Here is a 16015-nt window from a genome sequence, read left to right as displayed (position 1 = left end):
TAAATATCGCTGTTTATCATCGGCTGGTCAAATCATTAAATAGCTCCCATGGCAATTCAGCCGCTGACACATGAAGGAGCAAGACCATGAGCACTCTGTTACAAATCACCAGCAGTATCACCGGCGACAACAGCCAATCCACCGCCTTGAGCAATGCATTCGTCGCGCGCTGGAAAGCGCAAAACCCTGATGGCAAGGTTATCCTGCGCGATCTGGCCGCGGAAGCCTTGCCCCACCTGGACGGCGCACGCCTGGGTGCCTTGTTTACTCCGGCTGACCAGCGCACGCCGGAGCAACAAGCGGTCGTTGATTACTCTGATGAATTGATCAACGAATTGCGTAACGCCGATGTCATTGTGTTGGGTGTGCCCTTATATAACTTCGGCATGCCGTCAACACTCAAGGCATACTTTGACCATATCGCCCGTGCCGGTGTGACCTTCCGCTACACCGCCAATGGCCCGGAAGGTTTGTTGCCCGATGTTCCGGTGTATGTCTTTGCCACCCGCGGCGGTCACTACGCCGGTGGACCAGCTGACTGGCAATTGACTACATTCCTGAATTTCGTGGGCTTTAAGCAAGTGGAAACTATTTATGCCGAAGGTCTGGCTTTAGGTGACGACAGCAAGACCAAAGGTATCAACGCTGCCCAGGAGCGAATCAACCAATTGACCGCTGCCTGATCTTTGAGGAGGTTTTTATGCAACGCGAACTGCAACAGATTGTCCCCGGCCGCGCCACCAGCGATGGGGCTGGCGTGCGCATAAAACGAAGCCTCGGACAAACACCCCACGCCCGTTTTGATCCATTTTTGATGTTGGATGAATTTAATTCGGAAAACGCTGATGACTACATTGCCGGTTTTCCGTCGCATCCCCATCGCGGTTTTGAGACGGTCACCTACATGCTCGAAGGTCATATGCTGCATGAAGACCATTTGGGCAATCGCGGTGACCTGAAAACCGGTGACGTGCAGTGGATGACCGCCGGTCGCGGCATCATCCACTCCGAAATGCCGCAACAGGAACAGGGAGCCATGCGCGGTTTTCAGCTCTGGCTCAATTTACCCGCTGCAGAAAAGATGAAACCGGCGGCCTATCGCGATATCCCCGCAAAGGATATTCCGACAGTGCCGCTTCCGAATGGCGGCCAGGTTAAAGTGATTGCCAACAGCGTAAGAGTTGGCGACGAAGCAATCACCGGCCCTATTCACGGATTAAGCACAGAACCGATTTATTGGGATGTGCATTTACCCGCGCAGGCAACGTTCGAGCAAGCCGTCCCGACGGAACACAATGTCTTTGTTTATGTGTACGAAGGAGAAATCGCCATCGGCGATGACCAGCGCAAATTAAGCGCCGGCAACGCAGGACTATTGTTCAAAGGTGATGAGTTAAAGATTGCCGCTACCGGCGACGCAACCCGTTTCCTGGTGTTGGCCGGAAAACCGATCAAGGAACCCATCGCCCAATACGGCCCCTTTGTGATGAATACCCAGGATGAGATTGAGCAGGCCATTCGGGATTATCGCAGCGGCGAATTGGTCAATTATTAAGTTTTTACCCCAGCCCCTTAACCGGGGCTTTTTTCATATTACCTGGCCAACCGCAAGGTAATCACCGTCGCAAACGCCCACACCCAAAAAAAGAACCACACCAACAAGGGCGTCATCATGCCAAGCTGCAAACCCGCAAAACCTTTGCCGGCATAGAAAGGGTAAATAATAAAAAGCTGAACAAATGTCGGAATCAAACTGATGACGAAACTGCGCATAAAGATACTGCTGGTCAGCATCGGCAACAAAAACAACAGACCCCACAAACCGCCCCAGACAATACGCGGGTACATCCACTGCGGGGCAACAGACCCGTACAAACTAACACCGAAAGATTGCGAAATACCGTAACGGCTGAACAGCCACATCACCACACAATAGATCACACCACCGACACAACCGGCAGCAAAACAGAGCAGGAAATTTTTCATCGCTTTTTCTCAAATACAGGTACAAAGACAGGATGCGGTTATTCTTTAATCACAAACAAATGTAAAGAAATGTCCGAGGTTGTCAGCAGTCTGCGCATTTGGCGAGCATGGCCGACAACGAAATGATAGACTGGCCGCCGAATTTTAACCATGACCTATTCCCTGTTCGATGACATTAAACAGTCAATGTTTATCATCAGAATGTCGGGCTCTCACTGATTGATGTTGGTTGCCATGTTTACTTTTTTTGAAAGCCTGATTAAACCTTTCCCACCCCAGGACCCGCAACAGCCGCCCAAAACACTGTTTGCGTTTTGCCGCCACTACACACGCGGCATAGAATTTCATCTGGTATTTATGGCACTGCTCACCGGCGCCATTGCCATCATGGAGGTCTCGCTGTTCGGCTTTTTGGGAGAACTGGTCGACAAGCTCAACGCCCATACACCGGCCAGTTTATTTTCGGAATCCGGTGACAAATTGATTCTGATGGCCGTGGTCATCGTACTCTTGTTGCCCTGCGCCGTACTTCTCCATTCGACAGTCATCCACCAGACGTTATTAGGCAATTACCCGATGCGGATTCGCTGGCAGGCGCACCGCTATTTGCTGGGTCAGAGTCTCGCGTTTTACCAGAATGAATTTGCCGGGCGCATCGCGACCAAAGTCATGCAAACCGCACTGGCAGTGCGCGAAACCGTCATGAAATTACTCGACGTCTTGTTGTATGTCGCCGTGTACTTTACTGGCATGGTGTTGCTGGTAGCGTCGATGGATTACCGGCTGGCGATCCCGCTGTTGATCTGGTTTATCTGTTATGCGGGTTTGCTTTATTACTTTCTCCCGCGCCTCGCGAAAGTATCCGCCGCGCAGGCCAATGCGCGTTCCGACATGACCGGCCGCCTGGTGGACACCTACACCAATATTTCCACAGTGAAATTATTTTCACATTCCCGACGTGAAGCGACCTATGCAAAAGAAGGCATGGAATATTTCCTGACTACTGTTTACCGGCAAATGCGTCTGGCTACGCTGTTGAACAGCGGTGTATGGACCTTGACGGCACTGCTGATTTTTTCCGTAACGGCTTTGTCTATCTGGTTGTGGACCGAATCCGCTATTTCTACCGGCGCTATCGCTGCGGCGGTAGGCTTGGTGTTGCGCCTGAACGGCATGGCGCAGTGGATTATGTGGGAAGTGTCTTCGCTCTTTGAAAATATCGGTACCGCTCGCGATGGTTTAAATACGCTTTCCAAACCGCGCGATGTACAAGATCAGCCCGATGCACCCGCGCTCGCGATCGAACATGGCGCCATCAGCTTTAACAACGTGAGTTTTCATTACGGCAAAGGCAGCGGCGTGATTGATCATTTCTCTCTCGATATAAAAGCGGGGGAAAAAATTGGCCTGGTCGGTCGCTCAGGTTCCGGTAAATCCACGCTGGTGAATTTGCTGATGCGTTTTTATGACGTGGAGGCCGGCAAGATTCTGATTGATGGAAAAGATATTGCCGAAGTGTCGCAGGAAAGCCTGCGCGCGCATATCGGCATGGTGACCCAGGATACGTCTTTGCTACACCGCTCGGTGCGCGATAATTTACTTTACGGCAAACCGGATGCCACGGAAGACGATATGATTCGTGCAGCCAAACAGGCCGAAGCTCATGATTTTATTCAGCACCTGGATGATGGCAAGCATCGCACCGGCTACGATGCCCATGTGGGTGAACGCGGTGTGAAATTATCCGGGGGACAACGTCAGCGCATTGCTATCGCGCGAGTACTCATCAAAGACGCACCAATCCTGATTATGGATGAAGCAACGTCAGCACTGGACTCGGAAGTGGAAGCGGCTATTCAGGCCAACCTGACAACCTTGATGGAAGGTAAAACGGTTATCGCTATCGCACACCGTTTATCGACTATTGCCGCTTTGGATCGCTTGATTGTGTTGGATCAGGGCCGCATCGTTGAACAGGGAACCCACAGCGAACTCATCGCCCTGGGCGGACTCTACGCCCAACTCTGGGCTCACCAATCCGGCGGCTTCCTGGGCGAGGTGTAATCACGCGCTATGTAGGTCGGATTACGCTGCGCTAATCCGACCTACTTGTTCTTTTTAATAAAGACATCCCAGATCAACAACACCAGCCCCACCGTAAAACCGACATGCGCAACCAGCGCACCGCCGGCAAAGAGCAATCCGAGACCAACCGGGTTGCCGTCTTCCGGGCCAAAAAAAAACATACAACATCAAGGGCGCGGCGCACACCATCACCAGCAACAAACTCAGCGCAATAATTTTGATACCGCGCGGTGAGTTACTGCGCAATATCGCGGTCACAGGATTTTTCAACATAGTGGTCACTGTGCGTGGTTAGCAGGCAACTGTTCAAGCGGCCAAGGAATACACGAAGTAATTCAACCCGGGGGAGAATTACCACATCAAATCATCAGGGATAACGTAATCCGCGTAGGGATCATCATCTTTGGTGTCGGTGGCCGCTTTTGCATTGGCGACCAGCACACAATCGGGATCACGCAATGCAATCTTGTCAGCGATGATACGCGGCACCAGCTCATACTCACCGGCTGATTTCACGATAGTTAACAGCCCGCGAATCAGTTGCTGCTGCATCTCCGGCTTCATGCGAATTTTCTTGATCTGTTTGCCGTCGGTGAAATTGTATTCAACCTCGCCACCTTTGGGTTGGCGATTGTTGTCCACCAATTGTTTAATCTGCGCGGCGATCGCTTTATTTTGCAACTCCTGGTCACGCTGCCGATTCAACTCGCGATCGCGCTGCACTTTTTCCAGCCGCGCCTGTTCCGCTTGTTGTTTAACCTCGTCAACAACCTCTTCCGCCGAACGGCGGGCTACATTCGTTTGTTTACGCTTTTCTTTATTGACCTGTTTGACTTGCTTCTTATCAACCAGACCCGCTTTCAATAATTGATCTTGCAGAGATGGCATACCTACCTCTTCCCGTTTTTCTGATGGATCACAGCCAGGGCGTCACTCTCGCAGCAATTACCTGGATTGGCAATATCGTCCCGCGATTTCAAACTGCCCATGGTTTCGGACAGCCCACAGCGCCAAACTGATAGACTGGCAATCTTTTTTGGCTGACCGATTTGCTGGCTTGAACCAAACCCTATGAAGAACACTGAACACTTACCACCCCGCCGCTGGGATATTTTCTGCCGGGTTATCGACAATTACGGCGATATCGGTGTTTGCTGGCGGCTGGCACGACAATTACAGTCTGAATATGGCCTGTCGGTCCGCCTGTGGCTGGATGACCTTGCCGCACTGCGCCGCCTGTGGCCCAGCACCACAGATTGCGCGCAACAAGTCGTCAGTGGCGTTGAGGTCATTCACTGGCCGGCAGAATTTCCCCCGACAGTACCTGCCGAGGTGGTGATTGAGGCTTTTGCCTGCGAGTTACCGGCGACCTACGTTGCCGCCATGGCCCGGCAGTCTGTGCGCCCACACTGGTTGAACCTGGAATATCTGAGTGCCGAAGCCTGGGTGGATGACTGCCATGGTATGCGCTCCATCCATCCGCAACATGGCTTAGCCAAGACCTTTTTCTTCCCCGGCTTTACCGAGAAAACCGGCGGCTTGTTGTGTGAAACGCAGTTGCGTCCAGAGCGCGACACGTTTCAGACAAATCCCGAAGATCGAGCAAATTTCCTGGCGTCCATGGGGGTATCAATGGCTCCGGATACCTTGCTTATCTCTCTGTTCAGTTACGAAAACCCCGCCATCCATTCGTTAGTGGAAACCTGGCGCGAATCGTCCCGACCGATCCATTGCCTGGTGCCCGAGGGCAGGATTCTCACGTCGATTAGCCGCTACTTCGATCTCACCCCAACTATCGGCGCCAAGGTAACGCAAAACCAGCTGACCTTGCAGGTAATTCCTTTTATGACACAAGACCAGTACGACCGCCTGCTCTGGAGCTGCGACATCAATTTTGTGCGGGGAGAGGATTCCTTTGTTCGCGGGCAGTGGGCGGCCAAGCCACTGGTTTGGCATATCTATCCCCAGGACGAAGAGGCACATCTGGTCAAGCTGGCGGCGTTTATGGAGCGTTACCACCAGGGTTTATCGCCCACGCTGGCGCAGGCGCTTGAAGACCTGTGGTATAGCTGGAACCGTGGAGACAACTGCCAGAATGGGTGGAACCTGTGCATGGAGCGACTGTCGGAATGGCAGCTCCACAGCCACCACTGGGAGCAAACCCTAAATTCTTTGGGGGATTTGGCTGCAAAGCTGGTGCAATTTTGTGAAAAACCGCTATAGTAGCCGCCGATTTTAACCATCAATTTTTGGGATTCGTCATGAAAACTGCACAAGAACTGCGCGCCGGTCATGTAATCAACATCGACGGCTCACCCTGGGTTATCCAGAAAGCGGAGTTTAACAAGTCAGGCCGTAACTCCGCCGTTGTTAAGATGAAGCTGAAGAACCTGCTGAGCGCCATTGCCACCGAAACGGTTTACAAAGCCGACGACAAGTTCGAAGACATCATCCTTGATCGCAAAGAAGTGACCTACTCCTACTTCTCCGACCCTATGTATGTGTTCGTGGACTCTGATTACGAGCAATACGAAGTGACTAAAGAAGACCTGGGCGATTTGCTGCTGTACATCGAAGACGGCATGCAGGACGTGTGCGAAGCGGTGTTTTACGACGGTCGCGTTATCTCTATCACCCCGCCCAACACCATCGTGCGTGAAATCTCCTACACCGAACCGGCTGTACGCGGCGACACTTCCGGCAAGGTGATGAAGACCGCCCGCCTGAACAACGGTACTGAGTTGCAAGTGTCTGCGTTCGTTGAGATTGGCGATTTGATTTCCATCGATACCCGTACCGGCGAATACAAGTCGCGCGCTAAAGCCTAATCGACTCGTGTTCAGTAAAAAGCCCCATCTTTATGGGGCTTTTTTATGGGCGCCAGATTGATGGGTACTAGGTTTATGGGTACTAGAAACCGCAGATTTTATGTAACAGATCGACCAACTTCCTGACATTTTCCTTCAACACAGGGACGAGCCCCGCCAGCTTGCTATACTCCCCCGGACGAAAATAAAAGGAGTAGCACATGGCATTAGACAGCCTCTCATTACTCGTCCTGGTCGGATTGGTATCCATCGCCTGCCAATGGTTCGCCTGGCGCATTCGTATTCCCGCTATTTTGCCCTTGTTATTAGCTGGCCTCGCGCTGGGGCCGGGGTTTCATATCCTTGATCCGGACGCCCTGTTCGGCGACCTGCTTTTTCCCTTAGTCGTACTGTCGGTCGCCATCATCCTGTTTGAAGGCAGCCTGACCTTGCGCTTCAGCGACTTGCAAAATCACGGCACCATGGTGCGCAACCTGGTCACACTGGGCTCCCTTATTACCTGGCTGATCGTGACACCCAGCGCACATTACTTTCTCAATCTGTCCTGGGAACTGGCCTTTTTGTTCGGCGCTATTGTGGTCGTTACCGGCCCCACCGTCATTGTCCCCATGTTGCGCACCGTGCGGCCCAAAGCGAATATTGGCAACATCCTGCGCTGGGAAGGCATTGTGATTGACCCCATCGGCGCCCTGCTGGCCGTTCTGGTTTATGAATTTGTGGTCTCCTCTCAGGAAACCGCACTTGTGCATACCCTTCAGACCTTTGGCCTGACATTAGCCATCGGCTTCGGCCTGGGTGCCGCGGCCGGTTATTTTTTGGGGGTCGCCTTGCGTCGTAACTGGTTTCCGCACTACCTGGAAAATACCGGTGTGCTGACCTTGATGTTGGGCGCATATGCACTCTCCAACCATGTTGCCGAAGAGTCCGGCCTGTTGACAGTAACGGTCATGGGTATCTGGCTGGCCAACATGAAGCACGTTGAAGTGGACAGCATCCTGGAGTTCAAGGAAACCCTCAGTGTCTTGCTGATTTCAGCCTTATTTATCCTGCTGGCCGCCCGTATCGATTTTTATGCGATCAGCCAATTGGGCTGGGGCGTGGTATTTGTGCTGCTGGTGGTCATCTTTGTCGCCCGGCCCTTGAGTGTGTTGGCCTCAAGTATCGGGACATCCCTGAACTGGCGCGAACTGGCATTGCTAAGCTGGATTGCACCACGCGGAATCGTTGCCGCCGCCGTATCAGCACTCTTTGCCCTGAAACTGGAAGAGGCTGGCTTCCTCGAAGCAGAAAAAATTGTCCCCATGGTATTCCTGGTGATTATCACCACCGTTGTATTGCAGAGTTTGACCGCCGGCACCTTCGCCAAACTGTTAGGCGTGCGCGCGCCAGCTCCACAAGGCTTACTGATTTTTGGCGCCAGCGCATTTCCCCGCGCCTTGGCCAGCGAACTCATCAAACAGGATATTCCAGTCAAACTGGCAGATACCAACTGGGATAACATCCGCGCAGCCCGCATGCAGAATATTCCCACTTACTATGGCAACCCCGCCTCCGAGCACGCCCACCGCACGCTCGACCTTGTGCTCACTCGCCATCTCTTGATTCTCTCACCCTATCGCCAACTCAACCCCGTGTTGAGTTACGACTACGAAGCCATTCTGGGCGAAGGCAATGTATGGGGCTTGGGCTACGGAGAAAAAGACACCCGCGCCAGCCACAAACAGGCCGAAGATTACGCCAGGAATTTAAGCCTGTTCGGGGACGATATTACCTACGGCAAGTTGGCCAGCCTGATGGCGCGCGGCGCCCAGATAAAAACCACCCCCTTGACGGAAGCCTTTACCATCGAGGACTACGCCAATAACTACGGCACCCGCGCCCTGCCACTGATCGCCCTCGACCCAAACAATCGCACCTTTATTTATACCGCGGGCATGTATACCCCTGAGACGAACACCAAGGAAAGCAACGCGGCACCTCGCCATGAACCCACCAAGCGTGCCTGGACACCTAAAGCGGGTTGGCAAATTATCAGTTTGATTACACCGGAGACTGAAGTGAAGCCCACCACACCTGAAGATCCGCAGTAAAAGCCAATAAGCTGTCCATTCGGACAGCTTGACTTTAAGAGCGCACAACGTGAGTTTGCCGCTCAGGTTTTTGTTTCGAAACCCTCAAATCACGGATGATTTGCGGGAGCTACAGGGATGTAGTATGCGTTTTCGAAACAAAAACCTGAGTGGCAAACGGACTACGAAGCACCTATATCGCACCAGAAACGCCCTACTGACATCCTACCTCACCTCTTTTAGTGCAGCTCCCTAGCGCAAAACAGTCAGCTTTTTAATTTATTGTCCAATTAGTCAGCTTATTTCAAGCATTCACATAAAGGGGAATGAAAGTTGCAAATCAGGGGCAACAACAAGTGAACCCTGGGAGCTAACGATGCAAACTTTTATTGAAAACATGCCCAAAGCGGAATTGCATGTTCACCTGGAAGGAACACTGGAACCGGAACTCAGTTTTGAACTGGCACAGCGCAATCAGATCGACCTGCCCTACAAAACGCCGGACGAATTGATCGCTGCTTACAACTTCTACGACCTGCCCTCTTTTTTAACCATCTACTACGCCGCCATGGACGTGTTGCGCACCGAAGCTGATTTTTACCAGCTCACCTGGAATTATCTGAGTAAGGCACGCAGTCAAAATACGGTTTATGCCGAGGTGTTTTTTGATCCACAAGCGCACACCAGTCGCGGGGTCGAATTTGGGGTAGTTATCACCGGCATTCACAAAGCCCAGGTGGATGCCAAAGAAAAACTCGGTATCGAAAGCCAATTGATCATGTGTTTCCTGCGGGATATGAGCGCGGAATCCGCCATGGCGCATCTGGAAATGGTCAAACCCTACCGCGACTGGGTTGTTGGTGTAGGCCTGGATTCAGATGAAAAAAATAACCCACCGGTTAAGTTTGCAGAGGTCTTCAAGCAAGCGCGGGAGATGGGTTTAAAACTGACGATGCACTGTGATGTGAATCAGCAAAATACGCTGGTTCACATTGGCCAATGTCTCGATGAGATTATCGTGGACCGCATCGACCACGGCGTGAACTCGCTGGAAGACGATGCGTTATGTGAAGCGATAAAGAAACGCGGTTTGGGGCTGACCGTGTGCCCGGTGTCCAACCGCTTTGTAGTGCAATCACTTACCTCTGCAGAAATTCGCACCATGCTACAAAAAGGCATGCTCGCCACCATCAACTCCGACGATCCTGCTTATTTCCGCGCGTATCTCAATGAAAACCTGGTAGAGCTGCAACAGGAAGGGCAATTCACCAGCGAAGAAATCACCAAGCTGGTTGGCAATGCGTTTCGGGTTGCCTGGTTACCGGAAGCCCAAAAAAATCATTATCTGACGTTACTCAACGAGTATGTCACCACAATCACTGACCAGCCGGCCAATTAATGTATATCGGGATAATGTCATGAAATTTTTCATCCACAAACGGGTACTTTTACTTATTCTCAGCAGCTTTTTTGCGTGTCTAACACTGGCCAGCCAGGCGCAGGAAAAACCGCGCTTCTACGAACCGACGGATACCATTGTGATACTTGGCGCTGTGCCCCAGGAAATTCCGGTACTCACCGATGCACTGGAAAATCCTGAGAAAAAAAGTTTGTGGGGTATACCTTATTGGCAAGGGAAATTGCATGGCAAACCCGTGGTTATCGCCATCACCGGTATCGGAAAAACCTTCACCGGCATGACAACCACGTTGTTTATTAAGGAATTTAAACCGCGCATGGTACTCATGACGGGCACCGGTGCACGCATCAATCAACAGTTGCGCACGGGTGATGTTATCGTGGCAACGCATACCTATGAGCACGACTATGGCAGCCTCACAGCAAACGATATGGTGTATCGCCCGATGAACGGACCCGATGATGGCAAGGAGGTGACCAATGAATTTAAACCCTCCGCAGCCATGTTGGCCCTGGCAAAAAAAGCCATGGATACTTACGAACCACAAACCGTAACCGCCAATGACAGCACCTATAAAAATTCGGTGCGCTATGGTGTCGTGGCGTCATCGGATTTATTCGGTGTTCCGCAGGTACGCATTGATCTGCTGCGCAACCATTTCAAAACTGACATCATGGAGATGGAATCCGCCCCACTGGGTCATGTGTGCGAAGCTTTGGGTGTGCCTTACTTAATTGTGCGTGCCGGTTCCAATGTTGCCCAGGAAGCACCCAATGATGACTATCTGCGCCTTGGCCCTATTGCCGCACGCGAGGCCGCAAAATTTTCCTTACACCTGGTAAAATTTTTATAGTTCAAAACCTCTGTGACGCGGGAAAAATAAACGATGAAGGTGTCATTTTTTGCAAGACTTGCAATGCTATTGATTGCGCTTCCCTGTTACGGCGGAATCTACGCTGATGCAGTAAAACAATTAGGCTACAGCGAACTGGCAGCAACATTTTCTATAGAGAAAGTTACGCGTATCACCGGCAGGGATGCCGGCAAAGCCGAGGATTTTTCCGAGCAACAGGCTCTGGCTGTGCTCAAAACTCTCGACGCCCCCACAACAAAAGTGGATCTCGCCAGCTTTGTTGCACATTACAACAAACCGGACCTTGCCTATCTCGGAAACCTGCGTGAACCTTCTGTATACCAACGTATTGAAACACGCTGGCTGAGCGCCTCGAAAGAAGGCCATTCTGATTTTGCTATTGCCTTGCGCTCGGTGATCGACCAGAGCGTGGCGACCGGTTATAACATCTATACGACTCCCTGGCCGTTGTTCGAGCGTGAGACGCATATTATCTATGGCCACAATGATATTGATCACGCTCAACAGTTACTCGCGCTGCTGGCCAGTGAAGGACTTGAGGCGCAGGTTGGTTTTTCTCTGAAAACATCAGCCTTTTTGCATCGTGATGATTGGGGCACACCAAATCCCAACACCATTCGATTAAGCGACAATCGCCACCTGATAGAAGCACGTGAATACGATTTACACTTTGGCTTTGCGACTGCCGATGACAAACAACGCTTTATGCAGATAGTGAATCGTTACGCTAAAAAAAATCGTGCTGAACAGTCAGGGCTTATTCGTAGTGCCTGGTGGCAACCCTATTACCGCAGCCGGGTGGCTGCACCAAATTTTCATCCGGTTACCCAGATCCTGGTAAGTCACGGTGAGGAAACCGCTGTAATGCTCGCATTGCCGAACAAAGCGCCAGGCTTAATTAAAAATATTGCTGCACTTAACAAAACCTGGACTCTCAACCCGGAAACGATTTGGGTAAATCCCGCGTTTTATCGGTACTTGCAGGGAAATTATAAATAACCGGCAAGGCGGGTATAAATAACAGTAAATGGCTATTGAGCCACGCGACGTTTATTTTTTTTGACGGCCCAAAACAGGCGTATTCCCAGCAATACCGCCACAATAGCACCGTAGACAGCTGCCTCAAAATAGCTGGAGCGCACCTGCCATAAAACATGTATCCAGGCCAGAATCAACGCAAGGTATACCAGACGATGCAGCTTGACCCAGTTTTTCCCCAAGCGCCGCATCATCTTTTGTGTGGAGGTAATGCCCAAGGCAACCAGAATCAACAGCGCCGGAAACCCTACGGTTATGTAGGGTCGTTTGAGTGTTTCAGACACCAGACGACTGAAATCCAACCCGAGGATAAAAATCAGATACGACAGTAAATGCAACAATCCATAAAACAACGCAAATAAACCCAGCATCCGGCGATGCGACATCAGCCAGCTCCATGCCAATAAACGGCGTAAGGGTGTGACAGATAACGTGATAAACAAAAAATAAATCGTCCATTCGCCGGTGAATAACACAATAGTTTTCGCGGGATCAGCGCCGAGTTGCTGGGTGATGGTGTTAAAGACCAGCCAGGCGAAAGGAATGAGTGCGCAGAGAAAGATGATGAGGCGTCGCCAGCTGGTGGGGATTTGTTGCACGAGGTTATCCGGGTTGGTTTGGTTAGAAAGTTGGTTGTCGGATTACGCGGCTTTGCCGCTAATCCGACCTACGGTACGGTTAGTAGTATTTTTTTAGGTCCATGCCTTTGTAGAGATGGGCCACCTCGTCGGCGTAGCCGTTGAATAATTGAGTATCGATAATATTGGGGCTAAACAAGCCGCTGGGTAGGCGTCGCTCGGTGGCCTGGCTCCAGCGCGGATGATCCACCTTGGGATTTACATTCGCATAAAAACCGTATTCCTGCGGTGCGCTGATATTCCAGGTAGTCGGCGGTTCTTTTTCGGTGAACTCAATCTTCACGATAGATTTAATACTTTTAAAACCATACTTCCAGGGCACTACTAATCGCAAGGGCGCACCGTTCTGATTGGGCAATACCTTACCGTACAAACCCACCGCCAATATCGTCAACGGATGCATGGCTTCATCCATGCGCAAACCTTCAACATAAGGCCAATCAATACTGCTGAAGGCACTCTTCTGCGCCGGCATTTGTTTGGGATCTTTCAATGTAGTGAAGGCCACGTACTTCGCGTTCCCCGTCGGCTCAAAACGCTTCAACAAACTCGCCAGTGGAAAACCAACCCACGGAATCACCATCGACCAGGCCTCAACACAACGCAGACGATACACCCGCTCCTCCAGCGTCATGCCTTTCAGGATATCTTCCAACGTAAACCGACCCGTCTTCCCCGCCTCCCCGGCTATTTCAAGCGACCAGGGATGCGGCTGAAAATCTTTACTGTTCTCCGCAGGATCATCCTTGTTGTAACCAAACTCATAAAAATTGTTGTACTGAGTAACATGCTCGTAAGGCGTCAACTTATCACTCACTTTATGAGAGTCCGCCGTCGCCGACGCGATCTGCCGCTTCAACCAATCCGGCCCTTTATTCTCCGCCTCCGCTGCCACATAACCCGGCTCCGCCAACACCCCCGGCACCACCATCCCCGCCGCACCCAACACACCCACCGAAAAAGCCCCACGCATAAAATCCCGTCGCGCCCGATAAATCGCTTCCGGCGTAATGTCTGAGGAGGGAATATCCGACGGCTTCTTGATTAGCATGGCAGTTACCCGAATTTAAAAATTTATGGCACATTCTCTCAGAGAGAATACCGTTGTCGACTCTGAGACCATCGGCAGCACGGATGCTGCTGATGAGCCCCCACGGAAGGGTTCACGGCGAGTCTCAGAGTCGACAACGGTATTCGCGGCACGACCGACTAAAGCTCGGTATAAACACCAGAATTACTTAATCAAATACACCACATACACCTTAGCCTTCGCCCGAATCACCCCCGGCTCAAACGGCTCCGAACTCTTCATCCGCATATCCGCACTCACCGCCAACCCTTGGGCAGACTCACCATAAACCTCACGATTCGGCACCAGGAAATACGTCTCCTCACGGCGCAACTCAAACTCCGAAATCGAATGCACATCACCCAACTTGCGCCCCTGGGACTCCACCAAAGCCGCCGCCCGCGAATGCGCATCCTCCAGCGCCTTGATCAACGCCTGATCACTCACCACCTTCTCATCCGACACCGACAAACTGGTATCCACGGTGTTGGAGATCTTCGCATCCATCAACGCCTGCATCAGCGCGCCATAACGCTCAAGGTCGCGCAGGGTAATATCCACCTGGCGATAAACCCGGCTGCCGCGCGGCACCTGCTTACCTTCAACATAATCGTAAACCGGCGTAACCTGCAGCGCCGTGGTCGCAATATCGCGCGCCTCAATATCCATAGCCTTCAGAGTATTGATCAGATGTACTGAACGCTTATCCACATCAGCCTTGGCTACACCGACATCCATATTCTCCGAGGTCAGGCCCAAGGTGATGGTCATCTCATCAGGGATGACCTCAATCTCCGCCGAACCCTCCACATAAATATGCGGCTTGGCCGGCAAAGGGTTCGCAAATGCGACGGCAGAGGTTAACAACAATACCAGGGCAAGTAAGTGATTCATAAAGTGTCCTTTTGTTACAGAAGAAATACGATGGAAAACAATAAATAGTTTCATCGCCACTATAGTGGAAACGATCAGCTCAATTTGTAAAACGGTGTAAGGATCGCGCAGCCAGCCTTAACCCCGTATGAACCTCGCGCTTGTCCAGCCAAATCTTTAACAAAATTTACATTTCCCACGACCAGAAATGGCGCCCTATTCCGACTCTGCCAGGTATAAATAATTCCGCCCTGACCGGCTGCATACCCACATATGCTCAGCCAGCGGATCACAATCTTTGGTTTCAAGCTGGCTATCCGGCGTCAGGGTTTCACTGACGCCCATGGTGGCTTTGTCTTTCTTTAAAAAACCATACATGGTTTCAAAACGCTGACTGAAATCCAGCCCTTTTTCCTGCAAATCAAAAAACAAAAAATAGAACTTTCCATACGTCATGGTGACACCACCCAAACCTATCTCGTGCATCTTTTCAATGTACTGGCGATAAGCTCGCGCTAAATAGGCATCTATGGCAGTTTGATCTGAGGCGCTGCCGCTATAAACAGGTAGCGCCATTTTATTCTCGGCATCCAATACGCCTTGTGCCAAACGTTGGTTACGGCGATTGCCTATCAAAGTAAATTGTTGATTGCCGCAGTGCATTGTTTCGCCATTAAGCTCGCAAGTAGATGATGCGAGGGTTTTCGGGATATGGGTGGTGAAGTTGTTGTTTGTGGTTGTGGTTTCTGCTCAACAAGTGCTGGCAGTTTTCGCTCCGGCTGCGGCGTCGATTTTGGTGTAATTTTTTTGGCCGTAGATTTTGGCATGGGTAACTCGATGCCAATACGCCCTGCCGGGCGCTTTAATAAAAGTGCCTGGGTGGTCGCATCGTTACGTTTGAATTGATAAAACGGCGGCAGGGTTTTTGCCTCGCCTCTGGCCTGTAGTTCACAGTAAACCTGCTCGTAATAGCTGCTGGCAGAGGCAAAACAGAATGACTGTGCCGAGGATTGCCCAGCCAGCAACGCCATACCGAATAGAAAATACTGTATCGTTTTTCTTATCACCTGTGCTAAAAAATCCTGCGTAATTCTTTTCATGACATTATTGCCTGTTGTTCGCGCTTCCGAACCGG

Annotated in this window: 17 protein-coding genes; 9 read left to right on the top strand and 8 right to left on the bottom strand. The window is 51.3% G+C overall.

The window, feature by feature from the left end; all coding sequences use genetic code 11:
- Nucleotides 1-86: 86 nt before the first annotated feature.
- Together CBR65_RS01885 and CBR65_RS01880 are read left to right on the top strand one after the other, a co-directional pair.
- Nucleotides 87-683 carry an FMN-dependent NADH-azoreductase gene (locus CBR65_RS01885; protein WP_087465288.1) on the top strand — a complete coding sequence of 199 codons (597 nt, stop codon included), beginning with the start codon at nt 87-89 and terminating at the stop codon, nt 681-683.
- A gap of 17 nt (nt 684-700) precedes the next feature.
- On the top strand, nt 701-1555 hold the full coding sequence (locus CBR65_RS01880; RefSeq protein WP_087465287.1) for a pirin family protein: 855 nt from the start codon (nt 701-703) through the stop codon (nt 1553-1555).
- 38 nt (nt 1556-1593) lie between these two features.
- Here CBR65_RS01880 and CBR65_RS01875 read toward each other — a convergent pair whose 3' ends face one another.
- Nucleotides 1594-1986, bottom strand: a complete 393-nt coding sequence (locus CBR65_RS01875) for a hypothetical protein (RefSeq protein WP_087465286.1) — start codon at nt 1984-1986, stop codon at nt 1594-1596.
- Between the two features lie 234 nt (nt 1987-2220).
- Here CBR65_RS01875 and CBR65_RS01870 point away from each other — a divergent pair, with 234 nt between their 5' ends.
- Complete coding sequence (locus tag CBR65_RS01870) at nt 2221-4050, top strand: ABC transporter ATP-binding protein (RefSeq protein ID WP_087468869.1); 1830 nt, start codon at nt 2221-2223, stop codon at nt 4048-4050.
- A gap of 41 nt (nt 4051-4091) precedes the next feature.
- Here CBR65_RS01870 and CBR65_RS22405 read toward each other — a convergent pair whose 3' ends face one another.
- Both CBR65_RS22405 and CBR65_RS01860 read right to left on the bottom strand, forming a co-directional pair.
- Complete coding sequence (locus CBR65_RS22405; protein ID WP_232461314.1) at nt 4092-4232, bottom strand: hypothetical protein; 141 nt, start codon at nt 4230-4232, stop codon at nt 4092-4094.
- A gap of 190 nt (nt 4233-4422) precedes the next feature.
- The gene (locus tag CBR65_RS01860; RefSeq protein WP_087465285.1) at nt 4423-4959 is read right to left on the bottom strand and encodes a DUF2058 domain-containing protein; all 537 of its coding nucleotides are present in this window, start codon (nt 4957-4959) and stop codon (nt 4423-4425) included.
- Between the two features lie 183 nt (nt 4960-5142).
- Here CBR65_RS01860 and earP point away from each other — a divergent pair, with 183 nt between their 5' ends.
- From earP to CBR65_RS01830, 6 genes are all read left to right on the top strand, one after another.
- On the top strand, nt 5143-6294 hold the full coding sequence (gene earP / locus CBR65_RS01855; RefSeq protein ID WP_087465284.1) for an elongation factor P maturation arginine rhamnosyltransferase EarP: 1152 nt from the start codon (nt 5143-5145) through the stop codon (nt 6292-6294).
- Between the two features lie 38 nt (nt 6295-6332).
- Nucleotides 6333-6899 carry an elongation factor P gene (gene efp, locus CBR65_RS01850; RefSeq protein WP_087465283.1) on the top strand — a complete coding sequence of 189 codons (567 nt, stop codon included), beginning with the start codon at nt 6333-6335 and terminating at the stop codon, nt 6897-6899.
- Between the two features lie 200 nt (nt 6900-7099).
- Entirely contained in the window at nt 7100-8989 is a 1890-nt protein-coding gene (locus tag CBR65_RS01845; RefSeq protein ID WP_087465282.1) for a sodium:proton antiporter, read from the top strand.
- Nucleotides 8990-9344: 355 nt separating this feature from the next.
- Nucleotides 9345-10367 (top strand): adenosine deaminase, encoded by a 1023-nt coding sequence (gene add / locus CBR65_RS01840; protein WP_087465281.1) that lies wholly within the window; start codon nt 9345-9347, stop codon nt 10365-10367.
- Nucleotides 10368-10386: 19 nt separating this feature from the next.
- Entirely contained in the window at nt 10387-11241 is an 855-nt protein-coding gene (mtnN, locus tag CBR65_RS01835; protein ID WP_087465280.1) for a 5'-methylthioadenosine/S-adenosylhomocysteine nucleosidase, read from the top strand.
- Between the two features lie 63 nt (nt 11242-11304).
- Nucleotides 11305-12261: a hypothetical protein gene (locus CBR65_RS01830; protein WP_087465279.1), complete on the top strand. Its 957-nt coding sequence runs from the start codon at nt 11305-11307 to the stop codon at nt 12259-12261.
- Between the two features lie 32 nt (nt 12262-12293).
- Here the strand turns inward: CBR65_RS01830 and CBR65_RS01825 are convergent, their stop codons facing one another.
- The 5 genes from CBR65_RS01825 to CBR65_RS01805 all read right to left on the bottom strand — a co-directional run bounded on the left by CBR65_RS01825 (nt 12294) and on the right by CBR65_RS01805 (nt 15980).
- Entirely contained in the window at nt 12294-12899 is a 606-nt protein-coding gene (locus tag CBR65_RS01825) for a sulfite oxidase heme-binding subunit YedZ (RefSeq protein WP_232461313.1), read from the bottom strand.
- A 79-nt stretch (nt 12900-12978) separates the two neighbouring features.
- Complete coding sequence (msrP, locus tag CBR65_RS01820; protein ID WP_087465278.1) at nt 12979-13989, bottom strand: protein-methionine-sulfoxide reductase catalytic subunit MsrP; 1011 nt, start codon at nt 13987-13989, stop codon at nt 12979-12981.
- A gap of 183 nt (nt 13990-14172) precedes the next feature.
- Nucleotides 14173-14901 (bottom strand): SIMPL domain-containing protein, encoded by a 729-nt coding sequence (locus CBR65_RS01815; RefSeq protein WP_087465277.1) that lies wholly within the window; start codon nt 14899-14901, stop codon nt 14173-14175.
- Nucleotides 14902-15096: 195 nt separating this feature from the next.
- Nucleotides 15097-15543, bottom strand: coding sequence for a hypothetical protein (locus CBR65_RS01810; protein WP_087465276.1), 447 nt, complete (start codon nt 15541-15543; stop codon nt 15097-15099).
- Nucleotides 15513-15980, bottom strand: a complete 468-nt coding sequence (locus tag CBR65_RS01805) for a hypothetical protein (protein ID WP_157671945.1) — start codon at nt 15978-15980, stop codon at nt 15513-15515. The genes CBR65_RS01810 and CBR65_RS01805 overlap by 31 nt, the downstream gene beginning before the upstream one ends.
- Nucleotides 15981-16015: the final 35 nt, after the last annotated feature.

Origin of the sequence: Cellvibrio sp. PSBB006 (assembly GCF_002162135.1) — a bacterium.
Classification (GTDB): Bacteria; Pseudomonadota; Gammaproteobacteria; order Pseudomonadales; family Cellvibrionaceae; genus Cellvibrio.
Note: the sequence above shows the minus strand (reverse complement) of the source record. Positions and strands in the feature narration are given on the sequence as shown.

Bases quoted from the DNA above. Each gene is read 5' to 3' on its own strand.
- efp (WP_087465283.1), top strand. From the start codon at position 6,333: ATGAAAACTGCACAAGAACTGCGCGCCGGTCATGTAATCAACATCGAC.
- earP (WP_087465284.1), top strand. From the start codon at position 5,143: ATGAAGAACACTGAACACTTACCACCCCGCCGCTGGGATATTTTCTGC.
- CBR65_RS01845 (WP_087465282.1), top strand. From the start codon at position 7,100: ATGGCATTAGACAGCCTCTCATTACTCGTCCTGGTCGGATTGGTATCC.
- CBR65_RS01815 (WP_087465277.1), bottom strand. From the start codon at position 14,901: ATGAATCACTTACTTGCCCTGGTATTGTTGTTAACCTCTGCCGTCGCA.
- CBR65_RS01830 (WP_087465279.1), top strand. From the start codon at position 11,305: ATGCTATTGATTGCGCTTCCCTGTTACGGCGGAATCTACGCTGATGCA.
- msrP (WP_087465278.1), bottom strand. From the start codon at position 13,989: ATGCTAATCAAGAAGCCGTCGGATATTCCCTCCTCAGACATTACGCCG.
- CBR65_RS01885 (WP_087465288.1), top strand. From the start codon at position 87: ATGAGCACTCTGTTACAAATCACCAGCAGTATCACCGGCGACAACAGC.
- CBR65_RS01810 (WP_087465276.1), bottom strand. From the start codon at position 15,543: ATGCACTGCGGCAATCAACAATTTACTTTGATAGGCAATCGCCGTAAC.
- CBR65_RS01805 (WP_157671945.1), bottom strand. From the start codon at position 15,980: ATGAAAAGAATTACGCAGGATTTTTTAGCACAGGTGATAAGAAAAACG.
- CBR65_RS01870 (WP_087468869.1), top strand. From the start codon at position 2,221: ATGTTTACTTTTTTTGAAAGCCTGATTAAACCTTTCCCACCCCAGGAC.
- CBR65_RS01875 (WP_087465286.1), bottom strand. From the start codon at position 1,986: ATGAAAAATTTCCTGCTCTGTTTTGCTGCCGGTTGTGTCGGTGGTGTG.
- mtnN (WP_087465280.1), top strand. From the start codon at position 10,387: ATGAAATTTTTCATCCACAAACGGGTACTTTTACTTATTCTCAGCAGC.
- CBR65_RS01880 (WP_087465287.1), top strand. From the start codon at position 701: ATGCAACGCGAACTGCAACAGATTGTCCCCGGCCGCGCCACCAGCGAT.
- add (WP_087465281.1), top strand. From the start codon at position 9,345: ATGCAAACTTTTATTGAAAACATGCCCAAAGCGGAATTGCATGTTCAC.
- CBR65_RS22405 (WP_232461314.1), bottom strand. From the start codon at position 4,232: ATGTTTTTTTTTGGCCCGGAAGACGGCAACCCGGTTGGTCTCGGATTG.
- CBR65_RS01860 (WP_087465285.1), bottom strand. From the start codon at position 4,959: ATGCCATCTCTGCAAGATCAATTATTGAAAGCGGGTCTGGTTGATAAG.